Raw genomic sequence first — 20,240 nt, forward strand, 5'->3', positions numbered from 1 at the left:
ATAGCGTAATTTGGCGAAAATTGCGATTGATTGTGACGTTGTTATAGTTGAAGATAGGTGCTTAGTTTTTATAGACAGATGTTCTATTAATCACCTAATACAGTAGATATAACATGAGTGAAATTATTCTTAAGCAACCTGTCAGCATGCTCAATCGTAATGTTAAGTTTGATTTAAAAGAGTTCTTTATCCAAGCGTCTTCTACTGTGGCAGGTACTGCCATTCAGGTTGCTACTGCTAATCCTATTGGAGCGTTAACGAGTATAGTTAGAGGCTTATCCAGTACTTCTAAATCAATATCATTGGAGGATGTGCCAGTAGAGCAGAGAGCTTGGCTGCTTGTTGTGACTTCTTTAACGCATGCTATCGCTAAGGTATTAGAAGATTTTAATGACTTATTTGACAATAATATTGAAGAGTCTCAACTGAATACAGTTAGTGAACAACTTACTAACCAAGTTAATGAAATAGAGATTACATTAACGAATGAGTTTTTTAACAATCCGCATCAATTATCTTTTTTAAATGATCTATCGCCCCTCCTAAATGAATGGCTACAACAACTTGGGCTGAATGATAGTCAAGCCAGTTCCTTTATTTACCAGTTTAAATCACAATTTCCAATGTCGTTACACCATGAGTGGGGTACGAATCCAGCTTACTATGCTCTAATTGTTGAAAAGCTGGATACACCGTTTAATACGGTGAATAGACTTCAAAGACAGGCGTCCGAATATCGCTATTGGCTACAACAACAAGTTAGTGAGCGTGTCTTTGAAGAAGCGTTTGGGCTTAAGCAAATATACGTGCCCCTAAGAGCTTATTATATACAAACAGAAGAGGATAGTAGTGATAAGACACTTAATGATGATGTGATAGAAGCTGGAAGTAGCAATGTCTTTAGATCTAATCGTAATGAAAATATTGTCAAAACAGTTTGCAATCTACATGAAGAAATTAATAGTTGGATCGACCAAAATGATACAGATGACAACCTGAAAGTCATTAGTGGGGGACCTGGTTCAGGTAAGTCGTCCTTTGCTAAAATTCTAGCCTCAGAGTTGGCTGAGAAGTCTGGTATGCCTGTATTATTTATACCTCTACATCGTTTTAAAATAAGTGATTATTTGCCTGAAGCCATTAAGAAGTTTCTTGATAATCACAGTATTTTGACTCGAGATAATTTATTAGGTGAATCAAAATTACTTCTCATATTTGACGGCTTGGATGAGCTATCAATGCAAGGATCTAATTCAAAAGAAGTGGCAAATAATTTCACAGAAGAACTGAAAGAAGTATTGAGAGAAAAAAGAAGTTTGAACTGGAAAGCAATTGTCACAGGTCGTGAATTATCTATACAGCAGCAGAAAACTAAGTTGAAGAAGCAGAAAACTATTTTGCATTTACTTCCATATTTTATAAATGAAAGTGATAGAGACGATTTTTACGATGTAAACAACTTATTATTAGAGGATCAACGTGATGAATGGTGGTATAAATTTGGTAGTTTACAAGGTAAAAGCTTTAACGGATTGCCTCAAATACTAGCAACAGAGCATTTAGAACCCATAACAAAAGAGCCTTTGCTCAACTATCTTTTATCACTGAGTTATCTAAGACAAGATATAACGTTCACAGCAGATACCAATCTCAATCAAATATATGCAGATCTACTAGATTCAGTACATGAACGTAAATATACAGATAGTCGTACCCATACAGGAATTAATAATATTGAAAAAGAAACCTTTATAAGAATTCTTGAGGAAATCGCACTGGTTGTTTGGCATGAAAGTGGACGAACAGCTAGTATCGATAAGATTATGGAACGCTGTAAAGAAGCAGGACTTGGTAGTTACTTTGAAAAGTTTAAAGGGGATGCAGAGTCAGGAGTTGTTAGGCTGCTAATGGCATTTTACTTTAGGGAGTTTGATGGTAGTCAAGGGAATAAAAGCTTTGAGTTTACTCATAAAAGCTTTGGTGAGTATTTGACAGCAAGGCGAATCATGCTTGAACTAGAAATAATGTTAGAAGAGGTTGAGCGAGGTCGAAAGCGTCCAGGTTCTGGGTGGACGTTAGAAGATGCTTTTGAAAAGTGGATCAGGCTTTGTGGTCAACAACCAATAGATGGATATTTAAGCAACTTCTTAGAAGGGGAAATGAAAGTACTAGCTGAAAGAGAGGATGGTTTACTAATAATAAAGCGGTATCAGAAGCTAATGATTGAATTGATACAAATGGCAGTGAATGGTCAGTCGCCTGTTAAAAAGCTAAATTTAGCCACTTTCTCTGAAGATTTGATATACATCCGTAACGCTGAAACAGCACTACTTAAAATTCATTCATCATGTGCTAAGAGTACTAATGAAGTAATTGAAAAAACCAAATTCGAAAACAAAGAAATTTTTGCTAAATGGTTAAATTTATTAGATTATAGGGTTATGCCTAAGTTAAATCACTTATGTTTTTCAAATATAGAAATGTCCTCAATATTTATTGGTGGTGATTTTGAGTCGTCAGTGTTTAATAATGCTATTTTGTTATTTTCTGACTTTTTTGTAGCAAATTTTAAGAATGCAAGCTTTGAGCGTGCAAACCTAACAGAAGTTAAAGCTGAAAGTGCATCTTTTCAAAATGCTAATCTCAAAAATGCTGACTTAGAAGCAGCTAACTTTAGAGGGTCTAACTTTATAGAAGCTAATCTCAAAAATGCTAATCTTAATGGGACAAACTTTACTAACGCTGACCTTGAAGGTGCTAATCTTGAAGGAACTAACCATGAAAAAGCTATTTTCACAGGTGCGAATCTAAAGGGTACTATTTTAGAAAATTTATATCCATCAAAAGAAGAAGTAAAGGAATAATAATGACCATTACCATTTACGGTATCAAATCTTGTAGCACCATGAAAAAAGCATTTACCAAGTTGGATGAATTGAATATAAGTTACGATTTCCATGACTATAAAAAACAAGGCATCGACAAAGAAACAGTACAGCGTTGGGTAGATGGGCTAGGTATTGATAAAGTACTGAACAAGCGTGGTACCACATGGCGCAAGTTGACTGACGAGCAAAAGCAATCAGCTGATGCCAATATAGATAACGCGATTGACCTGATAGTAGAAAATACCAGTATGATTAAGCGTCCGATTGTAGAAAGTCAGATCAACGAGAAAAACCAAGGTCAGCCAATATTGCTTTGCGGTTTTGATGAGGCTGTATTCGATACAACTTTTTCATAAAAAAGCTGTCACTTTGATACGTTATAAACTATGATTTCATTAATGGAATTAAGTTTGCTCGTTTATAATGTTCAAGGATAAAATCATGAAAAATTTATTACTAATGGCCACCCTTGCAGTAGCGCCTTTAATGGTCACAAGTGTGCAAGCGGCGGAAACCTCTACTAAGGTTACCTTCGCAAAAGACAGCTATTGTGGTAGCTTTACAGGTAATATTAAAAACGGAAAAGTGTTTCGTCTATGGCTTGCGTCAGATCAGAATCTAGTGATTCGTAACGTCGGTGATGACCGCATCAATATGGCTTATGTCTCAGGGCCAAGTGGTCGTTTGGATGGTGACCGCTATGACAATGAAACGTCTTACATTACTGAGACTAAAGGCAATCATTATATGAAGGTTTATGGCAATAGTAGCCATAGTTCTGTTGAGTTCTGTGCTTATTAAACTTCTTTCGTTTAAATGAGCATTGATAGCTAGTTAAAAAGCCCGAGCTTGGATACCAAGCTCGGGCTTTTTTATGATCATAATTATAGGCTGCTAGCGCAATTATGAATCCAATTCACGACTGATTAATGTGCCGACACCTTCATTGGTGAAAATTTCAAGCAAAGTAGCATGAGGCACACGGCCATCAACGATAACAGCGCTTTTTACGCCGCTACGTACGGCATCAAGCGCACACTGAATTTTAGGAATCATGCCACCTGAGATGGTGCCATCTTCGATTAAGCTGTCGACTTTCTTTGGTGTCAGTCCAGTCACAACTTCGCCATCACGACCCAATACGCCTTTGATGTTGGTCAGCAGCATTAACTTTTCTGCTTGCAAAAACTCTGCGACTTTACCTGCGACTAGATCAGCATTGATATTATAGGTGTTGCCTTCGCTATCGACGCCGAGTGGGGCGATGACAGGGATAAAGTCAGACGCAATGAGCATGTTAATCACGTCTTTATTGACACTGACCACATCACCGACAAACCCTAGATCTATAGGAACAGCGATGCCATCTTCGCCGATTTTTTCCATCTTTAACTTTTTGGCTAGGATTAAGTTGGCATCTTTACCCGTTAAACCAATCGCGCGTCCACCATGCTTATTGATTAAGCTAACAATCGATTTATTGACGCCGCCGCCTAACACCATCTCGACGATATCCATGGTGCTTTTATCAGTGACACGCATACCATCGATACGGTCAGACTGACGACCAAGCTCTTTTAACAAGTTATCCACTTGCGGGCCACCGCCATGTACGACGACAGGATGCATGCCAACGGTTTTTAACAAGACGATATCGCGGGCAAATGAGCTTTCTAGCGCAGGATCAGTCATCGCATTGCCGCCGTATTTGACGACGATGATCTTATCGACAAAGCGCTGGATATAAGGCAGTGCCGTGGTCAATACTTCAGCGGTGTTTTTGGCATCATCTAAGTTAAGCGTCATTACAAACTCCTAAAGTACGGTTTTGAGCGGGTTGGTTATTTTTGCGATACAAATCTATCGCCACTATAGTCATTCCACTATAAAAGCATTACAGCGTTAACCTCGCTTGAGGTATCACATATACATCTGCACTCGGTTGCCTTGTACTACTTTTAAATTGAATCGACTAGATCAATATCGTCAATATTATTGATAAGGTCACAATGTGTTTAATACAATTATTCGGCAGGAATAGCGACAATTTTGGCGGCCAGCTCTTCATCGAATGGGTGACATAATGCGGCAAACTTTGCCTGAATATCTGCTAGGTCATCGATGCTATTACCAGCAAAGCGTGCCGTCAGATGGTGACTGGTGTTTGATTGGCGCAGCACCCCAAATCCATGTGGAAAATCCAAACGAACGCCATCGATACAGCTCAGCGTAGTCCCTACTGGCATTAAATCTCTGGCTTGCTTGAGTGTTAAGTGAGGCTCTACCACTGAGCAGTGACAATCTAATAGCAGGTCAGTATTTATCAAATGATGGTCAGAATCTGCTGCTGTCGCTTCCAAAATTTGGCGTAAGTAACGACAGAATCTGGCCAACTGTTCTACGAGTGAGTACTCTGCCCCAAAAGTTGTTGGCATCGGTAAATAATGATCCGCTGTACTTACCATTGCAGGTAGACTTTCCGTAATGTCTGTGAGTGCTCGTTTACTATCGACCAGATTGTCAGTAGCCAACCAGTGCAACAGCCGTAATGCTGCGTACATCGCATCATCATAAACAATGAAGCGGCTGTCATTAAAGATAAAGTGCCCTGATAACTCTCCAGCAAAGACAATTTGATAATCAGAGAGCTGTATCTGTTGGCGCATAAAACTGCTACCCGTTCTACTCATTACGGGTGTTGCATCAAGGTCAGATAACAGCTTTGGTAAATGATGTGAACACTTAATATCAAAAAGGACTTGAGGTGAGCGTTGTGAGCTTATTGACTCTGCATCGTATAAAGTGTCAGGACGTTCCGCGATTGCCACTTGCGCTAATAGATATAGCAAATGGTCAGGCGAGACGACTTTACCATTAGTATCGACAATCATTAATCGATCGCCATCACCGTCAAAGGCAATGCCTATATCTGCTTGATGATGAATTACGTTGTGCTGTAATTGCGTGAGACGGTGAGGTTCAGTAGGATCAGGATTGCCAGAGGGAAAGTTGCCATCTGCTATGTCATTCATCATGATGACATCTTGGCAAAAATGGCCAAATAAACGCTGCGCAATAGCGCTGGTCGCGCCATGCATACAGTCAATAACGACTCGAAAATCAAGTTTAGATAAGGGTTGCTGAGTAACTTTTGAATGTGGTCTATTTGAATGTGGCTTACTGGATTGATAGATCTGCTGAAAAACTTGAGCGATTGCTTCAATATAAGCCGTTGCTATGTCCTCAGTAGATAAGCCTGTATCCTGAGTATTTTGCTTGAGAGTATTCGCTTGAATGACGCTATTATTTTTTGAATTGCTTTTAGTCAACTGATGATAAAGCAATTGAATCTCTGAGCTACTAGGGGATTGGTGGTTTACCAACCATTTGATGCCTAAAATCTCTTTAGCAGAATGACTGGCCGTCACAATGATGCCATGCCCCTGATATTGCTCTGCCCAAAAGACCATCATTGGCGTCGTAACGAGACCTAGTTGCACCACTTGCAAACCACGTTGAGCCAATATATCAGCGAGTTTCTGTGCAATAGCATTACTACCATTACGCACATCATAACCAATAACAATAATGGTTTCTAAAGAAGTTAACGATTGCGTTAGCAGGCTGTCTTTTGAATCGCTATCTTCTGATGTGCAGAGTAAATCACTATAAAGGTTAGCAAAAGCATGGCCGAGTGCTTGTATAAAGTCAGTGGTGAAATGCTGGCGTGAACCACGAATATCATAAGCACGAAATAAGGATTGCTGCGCAGCAAAAGATGGCATCGCTTACTCTCCTTATAATCGTGGTTATGATGGTTGTGGCTATTATTGTTAATATCGTAATTGTTATTATCGTGATGAGTAACAATAAATAGTTAAAACGGTAAATCAGTAATAGTTACTGATTGACTACTGGCGACCTGAATGTCCAAATCCACCAGCACCGCGTTCGCTTTCATCACTGAACTCTGTTACCACTGAAAACTCAGGGCGGGCAACAGGTACAACGATATATTGTGCCATACGCTCTGCTGGATTAAGCACAAAGTCTTCGTTACTGCGATTCCAAATACTAACCATCAGCTCACCTTGATAATCAGCATCAATCAGCCCGACCAAATTACCTAAAACGATACCGTGTTTATGACCGAGACCTGAACGCGGTAAAATCATACCTGCATAATTAGGATCTTGGATATAAACGGCGAGACCTGTGCCGATTAAGTGTGTTTTACCTGCTTTAATGGTTAATGGCTCATCTATGCAAGCGCGCAAGTCGATACCCGCACTGCCATCGGTGGCACGAGTCGGAAGAGAAAATGCTGCGTCTTCAGTAATTTTAGGGTTGATAACTTTAACTTGTACAGCTTGCATAACGAACTCACTTAACGATTTGATGGTTTTTAAATTATGGTTTTGAACAAAGCTTATTCAATATTATTGAAATAATGACGATGTTTTTTAGAGCTCAGTATTTGATTATAGTATTAATACGCTGGCTAAGCCTAAGAATGACATAAAACCGACGATATCAGTTACGGTGGTCAAAATAACGGAAGCAGATAGCGCAGGGTCGATATTCATACGTTTGAGCATCAGCGGTATACTGATGCCAGAAACGTTTGCGGCCGTCATATTAATCGCAATGGCAAAGCCTATGACCGCACTAATCTTAATATCATGAAACCACAGCTGGGCAATAAATGCCATGATTATAGCCCATATGATGCCGTTTATCGCGCCGACCCACAGCTCTTTGTTTAATAGCCACACGCGGTTAGAACCACCTATTTGACCCATAGCCATACCGCGAATGACAACGGTAAGGGTCTGAGATCCGGCGATACCACCCATACTGGCAACCACAGGCATGAGTATCGCTAGCGCCACGACTTGTGCCAATACTTCTTCAAACTGTCCAATCACTGCTGCAGCCAATAGGGCGGTACACAAGTTAATACCTAGCCAAACACTACGGCTTTTGGCGCTGGTTAGAATAGGGGCAAATAGCTCTTCATCTTGACTAACACCCGCCAAATTTTTCATGGTGCTGTCGACATCATCTTGGATAATCTCCATGATGTCCTCACCATTTAGCTGACCGACCAGCTCGCCATGGCTATTGATTACAGGGGCGAAGCGAATATCTTCTGAACGGAAAATCGCAGCGGCATCTTGGATATCTAAGCGATCATTGATCGTAATGGCGGTGTCAATCAATTCGGATACTAAAGTGGTTTGATGGTGTTTAATCAAATCAACCAAACTTAGTAGACCGAGTAGTTGCTGGCTTTGATCAACGACCAACAGCTCCTGACTCTCATCATCAAGCAAGTCGTCATTCTCTCGTAGCCAGTGTTGCACTTTTTCTAGCGTAATGTCTTCTCGCACCTGAATAATATCAGGATCCATATAGCTACCAACTTCCCAATCCTCATAAGTATCGAGTTTGTTGACTTGAACACGGGTCTCTTCGTCTAGCGTTGCCATGACGGAGGTACGTACGCTCTCGGTCACAGTATCCAAAATCTCAGAGATGTCTTGTGCATCGAGGTCTTGGGTAAATAAAGAAATCTCTTTTGAAGAGATGTTTTCCATCAACGGCTGGCGAGTATCGACATCTAGCTCAGCGAGAACTTCACCTTTAATACTCTCTGGAACCTGCGCCCAAATTAAGAGCCGGTTTTGAGTCGGAAAAGACTCTAGTAAGTTGGCGATCTCATATTCAGACTGCTTTGTTAAAAACTCGGTAATGGCTTCATATGCCTTATCAGCCACCAGCCCCTGCAGATACAGCAGCTTATATTCAGCATTATATTCAGCTGGATTGTAATCTCCCTGTAGCGTAGATGGTCGTTCTTGATTCGGCATAGGGGTAGGCATAAAATTTCCAAGGTTTTCAAAAAATATAAATAACAATAACGACTAAAATAGTCATTTTTCGCCCAGTCTCAGGCGTGTGTTTTCAAGCATTCTTATGTAGGCATTTTCATTAAGACTAGCGATTGCCTAATAACGCTCTAATATTTGCCAAATACTCATCAGCAACAGCTTCTGGGTCTTTGGTGGCTTTTTTCTTTTTCGCTTTGGCTGGCCAGTCGATATGATCTTCTGGTAACTCATCTAAAAATCGCGACTCTGACGTAACGCGCATCTGACCACCTGCACGGCGCTGTGTGGCTAGCGTCAATGTCAGCTCACGACGAGCGCGAGTGATACCTACGTACATCAATCGTCGTTCTTCTTCTACGGTTTCGCTGAGAATAGAGTTGCGGTGCGGTAGCATCTCTTCCTCAAGTCCCATGATATAAACGAAATCAAACTCCAAGCCTTTTGCCGCATGCAAAGTCATTAAGTTGACCTTGTTGGTATTTTCTTCTTCTTGCTGCTGCTCGAGCATATCAAGCAATACCAGCTTACGAATGATGGTATCAATCGTGCGATCCTCGTCTTCTTCGGCGCGATTAATCAAAGATTGAATACTGGTGTAGAGCATATCGATATTATCAATACGATTTTTTTCTTGCTGCGGTGTTTTGGCATCACTGCGCACAAAGTCAATATAACCTGTCTCATCGATCATTTGACGTACGATTGGCACAGGGTCGGGGTGTTGGTCTAACTCACGAGTATAGTGCTCGATAAATTCACCAAACTCTTTTATGGTGCCATAAGATTTAGACGGTAACACATGGGTTAAGCCAGCATGCGTACAAGAGGCCAACAGCGATATGCTGTGCTCTTGCGCAAACAGACCAAGTTTTTCAAGCGTTGCTGGTCCCATACCACGCTTAGGCGTATTGATAATACGCAAAAACGCGCTGTCATCTTCAGGGTTCAAAATCAGACGCAGATACCCCATGATATCTTTGATTTCACTACGTGCAAAGAAAGACTGGCCGCCAGACAGTTTATAAGGGACTTGTAGCTGACGCAGTTGCGCTTCTAACATCCGCGCCTGAAAGTTACTGCGATAAAGGACAGCATATTGCTCCCACTCATTACCGAAGCGCAGTTTATGAGTGACGATTTCTTTTGCCACGCGTTCGGACTCATCGTCATCATTACGGCAGTTGATAATACGAATTTTTTCGCCTTGACCTTTATCTGACCACAGTTTCTTTTCAAATAAATGCTCATTATTCATAATGACTGCGTTGGCTGAGGTCAAAATACGAGTGGTTGAGCGGTAATTTTGCTCTAGCATGACGATCTTTAACTTTGGAAAATCTTCCTTCAGCAGTGCCATGTTTTCAGGCTTTGCCCCGCGCCACGCATAGATAGATTGGTCATCATCGCCAACCACGGTAAAGCGACCTTGCGGGCCAACCAAATACTTAATCATTTCATACTGGGCCGTATTGGTATCTTGATACTCATCGACCAAGAGATAACGAATGCGGTTTTGCCATTTATCACGTAGCTCTCTATTTTCGCGCAATATTTTCGTTGGTAAGACAATCAAGTCATCAAAATCGACAGCGTTATAAGCACGCAGATTACGCTCGTATAATGCATACAACGTGGCAAAAATCATATCTTCTGGATCGTCTAACGTTTCCATTGCTTTGTCAGGATCAATCAGATCGTTTTTCCAGTCGGAAATCATTTTGATTGCTTTACCAACCAACTCACGACTTTCAGCGCCACTTAGGTTGTCACGCATCATCAGCTCCATCAGCAGTCGCTTGCTGTCGTCGCTGTCCATGATAGAGAAGTTACCCTTTAGCGGGGTATGAATCAGCTCGTAGCGCAAAAACTGTAGGCCGAATTGGTGAAAGGTCGACACGGTCAGACCACGCATTTTTTCACTTGGTAGCAGTTTACTGACACGGGCTTTCATTTCACGGGCAGCTTTATTGGTGAAAGTCACCGCCGTGATGCGCTCAGCAGGCATGTCGCATTCTTCGATCAGGTAGGCAATTTTTCGGGTAATTACGGACGTCTTACCGGAGCCTGCACCTGCGAGGACAAGTAACGGACCAGATACGTAGAGCATGGCTTCTTGTTGTTTGGGATTGAGTTGACTCATAACGTAACCTGTAAGACAAAAGCAAAAAAAGAGAGTGGCACTGATGGCGGCATCATTAAATATACGCCGATTGCCTTATTAATATGAGTGTCATGATGATGTTTTAATCAAAAAACACCCAATAAAGGCAATAAAATTAAGTGGGTTATTATAAAGCAAAAACATGAACTTTGGGGAATGAGTTGGGTGAAGAGCAGGGGTTTAAAGGCTGAATTTTTGACCATATTTACAATTACGGCCTATGATAATTCATAAGATGGATTTGATGTTAATATAAGGTAAGACCCCTATCATAATTTTTGATAAAAAAAACATGTTTTATTACATATAAAATGACCGTCCAATACAGTTAAAAACTAGCTTTTGGACACCGAAATGCGTATAGTACGTACATAATTTATGCCAGTTGTCTCGTCATTATTGACTACGTGTAATGAGCTATTAAATCAATTAAGTAAACTATCGAATATGATATTGATTTAATAAGTTGATCTTACGTTTTTAGAAGATGCGTTAGACGACCAGCCATCTTTCCGTGCGTATATCGGAATCCCTGCCGTTGGTTATGTCTGACATCGTCGTCAATACACTTGATAATTGGTTGTTACTAGCAAAATACCTAAAATGTGACTTAATAACAGTTGCTTAAATAAAGCGACTGAATGACAGTCGCTTTGTGTTTTCGTTTGTGTGATGCCTGTGGCTAGACGACCTTGATAGGTCGGTACTTGCGCTGTGCTAAACACTCGATTGGGTGAGGAGCACGTATTATCATGTCTGCTTTTAATTGGTCAGCAATCGCTTTTATCTTAGCCGCCATTGGGCTAGTTGTCTTCATGCTGGTCGTGCCGCGTTTGCTTGGCGGTCGCTCTCATGGCTCACAAAAAGAAGAAGTATTTGAAGCGGGTGTTGTCGGATCTGGCAACGCCCGTATTCGTTTGTCTGCCAAATTCTATTTGGTGGCAATCTTCTTCGTCATCTTTGATCTAGAAGCGCTGTATTTGTATGCTTACGCCGTTTCAGTACGTGAGGCTGGCTGGTTAGGTTTTGCCGCTGCTGCTATATTTATCACCATCTTAATCATCGGTTTGATCTATGAGCTAAGTTTGGGCGCGATGAACTGGGCACCTGCTGATAAACTGCGCAAAAAAGTACGTTTATATGCCGCACCTGCTGGTTTCAACCTAGCAGACATCACCAAATTCGATGGTGCTCACGAGCTGATGGTCGATCCGACAGGCAAAGTACCCGCACAGTCCTCAGGACAAATCAACGTCTCGAACAATATTGAAGTCAATCGTCATCATTTAGAAAATATCGATCATATTAATACTACAGGTAATGTTACTTCTGTAGATTTTGCGACGTCTGCTCGACAAGATAACGGTAAGCGTTAGTCTTGTTAAACGGTCTTAGTTTTCGATAGTCTATAAAGGCTAGTAGTAAGATTACGACGACGCGAGTATGTTTGGATTAATGATCACTTGTTAATAATAGAAGTTAAGGCGCTAGCGAGGGCAAGACGATTGCCACGCGACGTCTAATATAAAGGTTGTATGTTATGAAATACACATTAACAAAAGCCAACCCTGATGCAGATACCTATCCTGCACAGACCAGTCAAACGGTCAATGACCCTATCGAAGACGAAGTGAATAAAAACGTCTTTATGGGTCGTCTCGAAGACCTCGTCCATTCGACAGCAAACTGGGGGCGCAAGCACTCACTATGGCCATTTAACTTTGGTACTTCTTGCTGCTATGTAGAATACGCCACCACCCTGACAGCCGTTCATGATTTATCACGCTTTGGTGCTGAGGTTATTCGTGCCTCGCCTCGTCAAGCAGATGTCATGATCGTTGCCGGCACTTGTTTTGTCAAAATGGCGCCTGTTATTCAGCGTCTATATGAGCAAATGCTTGAGCCAAAATGGGTCATCTCAATGGGTGCCTGTGCCAACTCTGGTGGTATGTATGATATCTACTCTGTGGTACAAGGCGTAGATAAAATCATTCCAGTCGATGTCTATGTGCCGGGTTGTCCACCGCGTCCAGAAGCTTTGATTCAAGGTTTGATGTTATTGCAAGAATCTATCACTAAAGAGCGTCGTCCATTAGGTATCCATGTCAATGAGCAGGGTGTTTATAAGCCACAAATGACGCCTGAGCGTGACCGTAAGCAAGCAGATCGTATTGCTGTTAAAAACTTGCGTAGCCCAGACAGTATTTAGATTCTAGATAGCATTTAGATTCACAGTAACAACCTCAACGTTTTATACGCTCATCACAGTGTAGTTATGATGAATCAGTTATGATTAATGAAGGAATACATCATTCATGGTCACGGTAGTCGAAAACATAGATCCTAAGATTAAGCCTGTCCCAGCGGTTATCAAAGAGCTGGAGCAGAAGTATGCCGGTAAGTTTGTCGTGCAGCACACTGTTGATGAGATTCCAACGGTTTGGGTTGCGCGTGCGGATTTGCTCGATGTTCTCTTATTCCTGCGTAAATTGCCACAGCCATACGTCATGCTATTTGACTTGTCAGCGATAGATGAGCGTTTGCGCCAGCATCGTCAAGGCTTACCTGACAGTGACTTTACGGTGTTTTATCACCTAATGTCGCTTGAGCGCAATAGTGACGTACGTATCAAGGTCGCGCTGAGCGAAGACGACGTCAACGTACCGAGCGCCACCAATATTTGGCCAAACGCCAACTGGTATGAGCGTGAAGTATGGGACATGTTCGGTATCGTCTTTACGGGCCATCCGCATTTGACCCGTATCCTATTGCCGAAATACTGGGAAGGTCATCCACTGCGTAAAGAGTATCATGCGCGTGCGACGGAATTTACCCCGTATTTCTTGAATACCGCCAAGCAACAATACGAGCAAGAAAACTTGCGTTTTGTCCCAGAAGAATGGGGCATGAAGCGTTCGGGTCGCGATGAAGACTTTATGTTCTTGAACATCGGTCCTAACCATCCCTCTGCTCACGGTGCGTTCCGTTTGGTGCTACAGCTTGATGGCGAAGAAGTCGTCGACTGTATCCCTGATATTGGCTATCACCATCGCGGCGCAGAGAAAATGGCTGAGCGTCAAACATGGCACTCATTTATCCCTTATACCGACCGTATCGATTATCTCGGCGGTGTGATGAATGAGCTGCCGTACATCATGTCGGTCGAAAAGCTGGCTGGAATCACCATTCCACCGCGCGCTGAGACCATCCGTGTGATGATGAGCGAGTTTTTCCGTATTACCAATAACTTACTATTCGTCGGTACGTTCATTCAGGATGCGGGCGGTATGACCCCTGTGTTCTATATGTTTACCGATCGCCAAAAAGCCTATGACGTCATCGAAGCCGTGACTGGCTATCGTATGCATCCCGCTTGGTTCCGTATCGGTGGTACAGCTGCTGATCTACCACGTGGCTGGCAGCGTCTGGTTCGTGAGTTCCTAGATTGGATGCCAAAACGCTTGGACGAGTATGTCAAAGCAGCATTACAGAACAGCGTGCTCAAAGGCCGTACTCAAGGTGTTGCTCAATATAATGCCAAGCAAGCATTGGCTTGGGGCGTCACTGGTGCAGGTCTACGCGCGACAGGCGTTGACTTTGATTTGCGTAAAGCGCGTCCATACATGGGCTATGAAAATTACGATTTTGAAGTGCCAGTCGGTTACAACGGTGATGCTTATGACCGTTGTATGGTAAAAGTCGAAGAAATGCGTCAGTCGTTACGTATCATTCGCCAGTGCATGGACAATATGCCGCAAGGCCCTTATAAAGCGGATCATCCTCTAGCGGTACCACCGCCGAAAGACCGTACCTTAAACGATATTGAGACGTTGATTAATCACTTTATCTCAGTATCTTGGGGTCCTGTGATGCCAGCGGGCGAGTGTACGACGATTGTAGAAGCGACCAAAGGTCTCAACAGCTATTACATCACCTCAGATAAGGCGACGATGAGCTATCGTACCCGTATCCGTACACCGACATTTGCGCATTTGCAGCAGATGCCATCAGTGATTAATGGTTCGCTCGTCTCTGATGCCATTATGTATCTGGCATCGATTGATATTGTGATGGCTGATTGTGATCGCTAATACTTTGATCGTTGATGCTTTGATCAGAAAATTATTGTTATTAAAGAAATACGTTTATCAATATATCATTGCCAAATGGCACACCAAAATGCTGATATCTTGCCATGTAGCGACACTCGTAAGACTGTCGCTATTAGCTGATAAAGCGTGATGAGTGAGGACAGATAGAAGACTATGAAAATTGTTTCCGACAAAATGCCAAAAGTAGATGTGGCAAGCATCCTCACTAGCGAGGAAATTGCGGCTATTCATGAGTTTATGCACCATTATCCACAGGCGCGTGCTGCCTCGTTAGATGCGCTAAAAATTGTGCAAAAGCGCAATGGCTGGGTCGATGATGCACAAGTGAATGCCATTGCCAATATTCTAGACATTCCGATGTCAGATATGGATGGGGTCGCTACTTTCTTTAACCGTATTTATCGTCAGCCTGTTGGTCGCCATGTCATCCTTATTTGTGATTCAGTGGCTTGTTTTTTGACAGGTTATGAGGCGTTATCAGCTGAAATCAGATCGCAGCTGGATATTGAGTATGGTCAGACGACGGCCGATGGTCGCTTTACGCTATTGCCAATTTGCTGCTTAGGTAACTGTGATAAGGGTCCTGCTGTGTTGATTGACGAAGACACGTATGGTCCTGTCCAGCCTGAAGAGGTAACGCAATTATTGGAGCTATACGCATGAGATTAACACTTTCAGAGCAAATTGCTCAACGTAGCCAAGGCAAAGCACCAAGCCAGCTCAATGAGCAGCGCATTCCAATTTATGGTGATAAAGCCACAGCGACTAGCGAAACCAAGCCGTTAACATGGCGTCTAGCACATCATGATGCGGTGCTTGATTTGGCCACCTATGAATCTCTAAAAGGTTTCACTGGTTTAAAGCAAGCTTTGAGTCAATCGCCTAAAGAAGTCGGCAATATGATCAAAGCTGCCAACGTCAGAGGTCGCGGTGGTGCAGGTTTTAATGCTGGCTTGAAGTGGACATTTATGTCACCGCCAGATGGTTTACCGCGCTATCTCATTTGTAATGCAGATGAGATGGAGCCGGGCACCTTCAAAGACCGTCTATTGATGGAGCGCCTACCGTTTCAGTTAATTGAAGGTATGTTGATTACCGCGCATGCGATTGGCGCAACTGACGGTTATATTTTTATCCGTGGTGAGTATATCTTGGCCGCTGAACGTTTGGTCGCTGCCATTGAAGAATGCTTGGCCAACAATCTAATGGGCGCTAACATTTTAGGCTCAGACTTTAGTTTTAATCTGCATGTGCATACGGGTGCTGGACGCTATATCTGCGGTGAAGAAACAGCACTGATTAATTGTCTAGAAGGTCGCCGTGCTAACCCACGTACCAAACCGCCTTTCCCGCAAATTTCTGGTGCATGGGGTCGTCCAACGGTTGTCAATAACGTTGAGACTTTGTGCAATATGCCAGCTATCTTGAACCATGGCGTCGAATGGTATCAGTCGTTATCTACTATTAAAGGTAAGAGTCAAACGCCAGGTACCAAACTGTTTGGCTGCTCAGGCTTGGTCAATGACCCAGGTCTGTGGGAATTACCATTTGGTTATACGGCACGCGAAATCATTGAAGATTTAGCGGGTGGTATGCAAGCAGGCAAAACCCTCAAAGCTTGGCTACCGGGCGGTGCTTCTACTGACTTTTTAACCACTGAGCATTTAGATGTGGTAGTGGATTTTGACACCATTCAAAAAGCAGGTAGCCGTATGGGTACTGGGCTGATTATGGTGGTGGATGAAGCGCAAGATATGGTGCCACTCGTTCGCAATCTCGAAATTTTCTTTCAACGCGAATCCTGCGGTTGGTGTACACCATGCCGTGACGGCCTACCGTGGGGCGTCAAACTGCTTACTGCTATCAATGATGGCGAAGGGCAAGTGGGCGATGTAGAAAAATTAGAGGGCCTCACGCGTGATTTATGGATTGGTAAAACATTCTGTGCGCATGCCCCAGGTGCGATGGAGCCACTAATGAGTGCGATTAAATATTTCCGTCCAGAGTTTGATCAAAAAATCACTCAGGCGGTTGGTGTAGATATCATTGATGCTGCAGCCAATCAACAGCCAGTAGTGAAATAAGGAGAGCGGCATGGCAGTCATACATATTGATGGAACCACTGTCGAAGTAGATAGCGCGGATAACTTGCTACAGGCTTGTTTATCCCTCGGCATTGATGTGCCGTATTTTTGTTATCATCCAGCCCTTGGCTCAGTAGGCTCGTGCCGTCAGTGCGCGGTCAAGCAATTCCAAAATAAAGAAGATATGGAAGCAGGTCGCGGTCGTCTCGTGATGTCATGTATGGTCGCCCCTGGCGATGACATGTACATCTCGGTCACTGACGATGAAGCCAAAGCATTTCGCAAGTCGATGATTGAGTTACTCATGACCAACCATCCACATGATTGCCCAACTTGTGAAGAGGGCGGACATTGCCACCTGCAAGACATGACCTATATGTCAGGTCATAGCCGCCGTCGCTACCGCTTTACCAAACGCACGCATCACAACCAAGAGCTTGGCCCATTCATCGCGCATGAGATGAACCGCTGTATCGCTTGCTATCGTTGTGTACGTTTTTATAAAGACTATGCAGGCGGCGAAGATTTGGGTGTTTATGGCTCAAACAATCGCGTCTATTTTGGTCGTGATAAAGATGGTCAGTTCGAAAGCGAATTCTCAGGCAACTTAACGGAAGTATGCCCAACCGGTGTATTTACTGACAAAACACATTCTGAACGTTATAACCGTAAATGGGACATGCAGTATGCACCAAGCATCTGTCATGGCTGCTCGGCTGGCTGTAATATCTCACCAGGTGAGCGTTATGGTGAATTGCGCCGTATCGAAAACCGTTATAACGGTGAAGTAAACCGCTATTTCTTGTGTGACCGTGGTCGCTTCGGTTACGGCTATGTCAATCGTGATGATCGTCCAACACAAGCGCTTGAACGTATCAATGATAAGCATGTCAAAATCAATATTGATTATGCACTCGATGAAACCATCAAACGTATCAAAGACAAAAAAGTCATTGGTATTGGCTCACCTCGTGCCAGTTTAGAGACCAACTTTGCGCTAAAAAATCTCGTTGGCTTTGATAAGTTTTCAACAGGTTTGAACCATCAGCAGCAAGCACTGGTTAATAAATGCATCGAAGTATTAAGTACTGATGGCATTTATAACCCAAGTATGACGGATATTGAAAGTCATGATGCGGTATTGGTATTGGGTGAAGACATCACGCAAACCTCATCACGTGTCGCGCTGTCAGTACGCCAAGCCGCAAAAAACGAAGGCCTGAAAATGGCAGCGGCATTGCAAACGCAACCTTGGCTTGCAGAACCGGTTAAACGTATTGCTCAAGATGCGCTAAGCCCAGTCTATGTCATTGATGTAACGCAAACTAAGTTAGAAGACATCAGTAAAGTGAGTGTGGTAGCGACACCTGAAGACATCACTAAACTTGGCTTTAAAGTCGCTGATGAGATTGCTAGTTTCGCTGATGATTTAGCAGAAATTGCAGATCCACAAGCAGTTGAACAAAATGCTGATGCCAGTACTGAGACTGACGGTATGCAAGTATTAGCGAAGCAAATCGCTTATGACTTGATTCAAGCTGATAAGCCGTTAGTTGTTTCGGGCAGTAGTTTGTCGTCTACCGCGTTGATTGAAGCAGCGGCGCAGATTACTCAAGCATTGACGCAAAAACGCTCGGCTATCAAAACCACTGAGCAGCAGCAAGTTGAAGCGCATAACGCCAAAGTAAAAGCTCAATCACAGTCTGCTAATGACCAGCCTGAAGAAGACCAAGATTTATCTGCTAAGCCAAACAAACCTGAAACGGGCGTGAATACAGAAGCGCAAGATAATGTAGAACGCGCTCCTGCCGAACCGCTTGAATTAAAAGAAGTGAACAATAAATATCAGGCACAAGCAGGTATCTACTTAACGGTTACCGATGCTAATAGCATGGGTGTTTGCATGCTGGGCGGACAGTCAGTCGAAGAATTACTGGCGACTGATTTCGATGTGGTTATCGTCGCTGAAAATCAGCTGACTGATGCCATCGATGCCAATAAATTGACGCAGTTATTATCTGATAAAACCGTCATTGCATTGGATCATCAGCTACTTGATTGGCATAAAGATGTCGATATTGTATTGCCAGCGGCTAGTTTTGCAGAAGCAGACGGCACATTGGTATCGGCTGAAGGTCGTGCCCAGCGTTTCTTCCAAGTTTATGATAATGAATATTACCATCCGATGAGCAGCATTAAAGAAGGCTGGCGCTGGCTACATGCAGTGCATAGCAGCATCGAGGGTCGTGATGTCGATTGGACGCAGCTAGATGATGTCATCAATGCACTAATCGCTACGCATCCTAAGCTTGCTGGGATTAAAGGCGCTGCACCTGATGCTGCTTACCGTATGACTGGTCTGAAAATTGCTCGTCAGCCACGCCGCTATTCAGGTCGTACCGCTATGCGTGCCCCGATATCAGTTCATGAGCCGATGCAACCAAAAGATTTAGATACCGGTTTAACTTTCTCAATGGAAGGCTATAGCGGTAAAGAAACGCCAAGCTCAATGATTCCTTTTGCCAATGCGGCAGGCTGGAACTCACCGCAAGCGTGGAACAAATACCAAGACAAAGTCGGCGGTCATCTCAAAAATGGTGATCCAGGCGTACGCTTATTTGATCACTTAGAACGTTTAGCTATTCGTCAGTATGTTGCACCAGAGGCGATGTCTGCGACTACAACAGATATGCAGCAAGGCCAAGCGAAACTAGTACCTATCTATAATATCTACGCCAGCTCAATGATGGCCTCTCGTAGTCCAGTCGTCGCTGAGCAACTGCCTGTTGCTGCATGGCGTATCGGTATGGATGATGCTAAGGACTGGAATATTGCTGCTGGTGATTACTTGGCGATTGAGATTGATAAGCAACAAATCACCTTGCCAGTACAGATTGTCGGTTACTTAGCGGAAGGTTGTATCGGTTACCCAGTTGGGCAGGTGAGTATCATTCACCCGTCGATGCCAGCGTCGGTACGTAAAGTTGATGCACCAGTGACGATGATGGGCAGTATGGCTAACGATATGATGAACAATAATGACATGATTAACGATACTGCGCAAATGAACACAGCGCCGATCACCACACAGGAGGTGTAAT

The 20,240-nt window shown here is 43.2% G+C and carries 14 protein-coding genes; 9 read left to right on the forward strand and 5 right to left on the reverse strand.

The features are described from left to right. Positions 1 to 113: 113 nt before the first annotated feature. The 3 genes from I6E84_RS12370 to I6E84_RS12380 all read left to right on the forward strand — a co-directional run bounded on the left by I6E84_RS12370 (position 114) and on the right by I6E84_RS12380 (position 3,689). The gene (locus tag I6E84_RS12370; RefSeq protein WP_197218272.1) at positions 114 to 2,864 is read left to right on the forward strand and encodes a pentapeptide repeat-containing protein; all 2,751 of its coding nucleotides are present in this window, start codon (positions 114 to 116) and stop codon (positions 2,862 to 2,864) included. Positions 2,865 to 2,866: 2 nt separating this feature from the next. Beyond that, positions 2,867 to 3,244: an arsenate reductase gene (locus I6E84_RS12375; RefSeq protein ID WP_197218274.1), complete on the forward strand. Its 378-nt coding sequence runs from the start codon at positions 2,867 to 2,869 to the stop codon at positions 3,242 to 3,244. 85 nt (positions 3,245 to 3,329) lie between these two features. Further along, complete coding sequence (locus I6E84_RS12380) at positions 3,330 to 3,689, forward strand: hypothetical protein (protein WP_197218276.1); 360 nt, start codon at positions 3,330 to 3,332, stop codon at positions 3,687 to 3,689. 102 nt (positions 3,690 to 3,791) lie between these two features. Here I6E84_RS12380 and argB read toward each other — a convergent pair whose 3' ends face one another. The 5 genes from argB to I6E84_RS12405 form a co-directional block, all read right to left on the reverse strand. Further along, on the reverse strand, positions 3,792 to 4,694 hold the full coding sequence (argB, locus tag I6E84_RS12385) for an acetylglutamate kinase (protein WP_197218278.1): 903 nt from the start codon (positions 4,692 to 4,694) through the stop codon (positions 3,792 to 3,794). Between the two features lie 218 nt (positions 4,695 to 4,912). Further along, the gene (locus tag I6E84_RS12390; protein WP_197218280.1) at positions 4,913 to 6,673 is read right to left on the reverse strand and encodes a phosphomannomutase; all 1,761 of its coding nucleotides are present in this window, start codon (positions 6,671 to 6,673) and stop codon (positions 4,913 to 4,915) included. A 126-nt stretch (positions 6,674 to 6,799) separates the two neighbouring features. Next, the gene (dut, locus tag I6E84_RS12395) at positions 6,800 to 7,264 is read right to left on the reverse strand and encodes a dUTP diphosphatase (RefSeq protein WP_197218282.1); all 465 of its coding nucleotides are present in this window, start codon (positions 7,262 to 7,264) and stop codon (positions 6,800 to 6,802) included. Between the two features lie 105 nt (positions 7,265 to 7,369). Beyond that, the gene (gene mgtE, locus I6E84_RS12400) at positions 7,370 to 8,773 is read right to left on the reverse strand and encodes a magnesium transporter (RefSeq protein WP_197218284.1); all 1,404 of its coding nucleotides are present in this window, start codon (positions 8,771 to 8,773) and stop codon (positions 7,370 to 7,372) included. 115 nt (positions 8,774 to 8,888) lie between these two features. Further along, on the reverse strand, positions 8,889 to 10,922 hold the full coding sequence (locus I6E84_RS12405; RefSeq protein WP_197218286.1) for a UvrD-helicase domain-containing protein: 2,034 nt from the start codon (positions 10,920 to 10,922) through the stop codon (positions 8,889 to 8,891). Positions 10,923 to 11,695: 773 nt separating this feature from the next. Here I6E84_RS12405 and ndhC point away from each other — a divergent pair. The 6 genes from ndhC to nuoG all read left to right on the forward strand — a co-directional run bounded on the left by ndhC (position 11,696) and on the right by nuoG (position 20,239). Next, complete coding sequence (ndhC, locus tag I6E84_RS12410) at positions 11,696 to 12,319, forward strand: NADH-quinone oxidoreductase subunit A (RefSeq protein WP_110922258.1); 624 nt, start codon at positions 11,696 to 11,698, stop codon at positions 12,317 to 12,319. A gap of 164 nt (positions 12,320 to 12,483) precedes the next feature. Next, entirely contained in the window at positions 12,484 to 13,152 is a 669-nt protein-coding gene (locus tag I6E84_RS12415) for a NuoB/complex I 20 kDa subunit family protein (RefSeq protein ID WP_110922259.1), read from the forward strand. Positions 13,153 to 13,258: 106 nt separating this feature from the next. Next, entirely contained in the window at positions 13,259 to 15,034 is a 1,776-nt protein-coding gene (gene nuoC / locus I6E84_RS12420; protein WP_102092975.1) for an NADH-quinone oxidoreductase subunit C/D, read from the forward strand. 174 nt (positions 15,035 to 15,208) lie between these two features. Next, a complete protein-coding gene (nuoE, locus tag I6E84_RS12425; protein ID WP_197218288.1) occupies positions 15,209 to 15,718 on the forward strand; it encodes an NADH-quinone oxidoreductase subunit NuoE in 510 nt (169 codons plus the stop codon). After that, positions 15,715 to 17,139, forward strand: coding sequence for an NADH-quinone oxidoreductase subunit NuoF (gene nuoF, locus I6E84_RS12430; protein ID WP_227681504.1), 1,425 nt, complete (start codon positions 15,715 to 15,717; stop codon positions 17,137 to 17,139). Before nuoE ends, nuoF begins: the two co-directional genes overlap by 4 nt. Positions 17,140 to 17,149: 10 nt before the next feature. Beyond that, positions 17,150 to 20,239 (forward strand): NADH-quinone oxidoreductase subunit NuoG, encoded by a 3,090-nt coding sequence (gene nuoG, locus I6E84_RS12435; protein ID WP_197218290.1) that lies wholly within the window; start codon positions 17,150 to 17,152, stop codon positions 20,237 to 20,239. Position 20,240 lies beyond the last annotated feature (1 nt).

Origin of the sequence: Psychrobacter sp. SCQQ22 (assembly GCF_015864605.1) — a bacterium.
GTDB classification, from domain to species: domain Bacteria; phylum Pseudomonadota; class Gammaproteobacteria; order Pseudomonadales; family Moraxellaceae; genus Psychrobacter; species Psychrobacter fozii.

What these genes read in the sequence shown, in the direction of transcription:
- nuoG (WP_197218290.1), top strand. Translation starts at nt 17,150, where the DNA reads ATGGCAGTCATACATATTGATGGAACCACTGTCGAAGTAGATAGCGCG.
- I6E84_RS12405 (WP_197218286.1), bottom strand. Translation starts at nt 10,922, where the DNA reads ATGAGTCAACTCAATCCCAAACAACAAGAAGCCATGCTCTACGTATCT.
- I6E84_RS12390 (WP_197218280.1), bottom strand. Translation starts at nt 6,673, where the DNA reads ATGCCATCTTTTGCTGCGCAGCAATCCTTATTTCGTGCTTATGATATT.
- nuoC (WP_102092975.1), top strand. Translation starts at nt 13,259, where the DNA reads ATGGTCACGGTAGTCGAAAACATAGATCCTAAGATTAAGCCTGTCCCA.
- mgtE (WP_197218284.1), bottom strand. Translation starts at nt 8,773, where the DNA reads ATGCCTACCCCTATGCCGAATCAAGAACGACCATCTACGCTACAGGGA.
- dut (WP_197218282.1), bottom strand. Translation starts at nt 7,264, where the DNA reads ATGCAAGCTGTACAAGTTAAAGTTATCAACCCTAAAATTACTGAAGAC.
- I6E84_RS12380 (WP_197218276.1), top strand. Translation starts at nt 3,330, where the DNA reads ATGAAAAATTTATTACTAATGGCCACCCTTGCAGTAGCGCCTTTAATG.
- I6E84_RS12415 (WP_110922259.1), top strand. Translation starts at nt 12,484, where the DNA reads ATGAAATACACATTAACAAAAGCCAACCCTGATGCAGATACCTATCCT.
- I6E84_RS12370 (WP_197218272.1), top strand. Translation starts at nt 114, where the DNA reads ATGAGTGAAATTATTCTTAAGCAACCTGTCAGCATGCTCAATCGTAAT.
- nuoE (WP_197218288.1), top strand. Translation starts at nt 15,209, where the DNA reads ATGAAAATTGTTTCCGACAAAATGCCAAAAGTAGATGTGGCAAGCATC.
- I6E84_RS12375 (WP_197218274.1), top strand. Translation starts at nt 2,867, where the DNA reads ATGACCATTACCATTTACGGTATCAAATCTTGTAGCACCATGAAAAAA.
- nuoF (WP_227681504.1), top strand. Translation starts at nt 15,715, where the DNA reads ATGAGATTAACACTTTCAGAGCAAATTGCTCAACGTAGCCAAGGCAAA.
- ndhC (WP_110922258.1), top strand. Translation starts at nt 11,696, where the DNA reads ATGTCTGCTTTTAATTGGTCAGCAATCGCTTTTATCTTAGCCGCCATT.
- argB (WP_197218278.1), bottom strand. Translation starts at nt 4,694, where the DNA reads ATGACGCTTAACTTAGATGATGCCAAAAACACCGCTGAAGTATTGACC.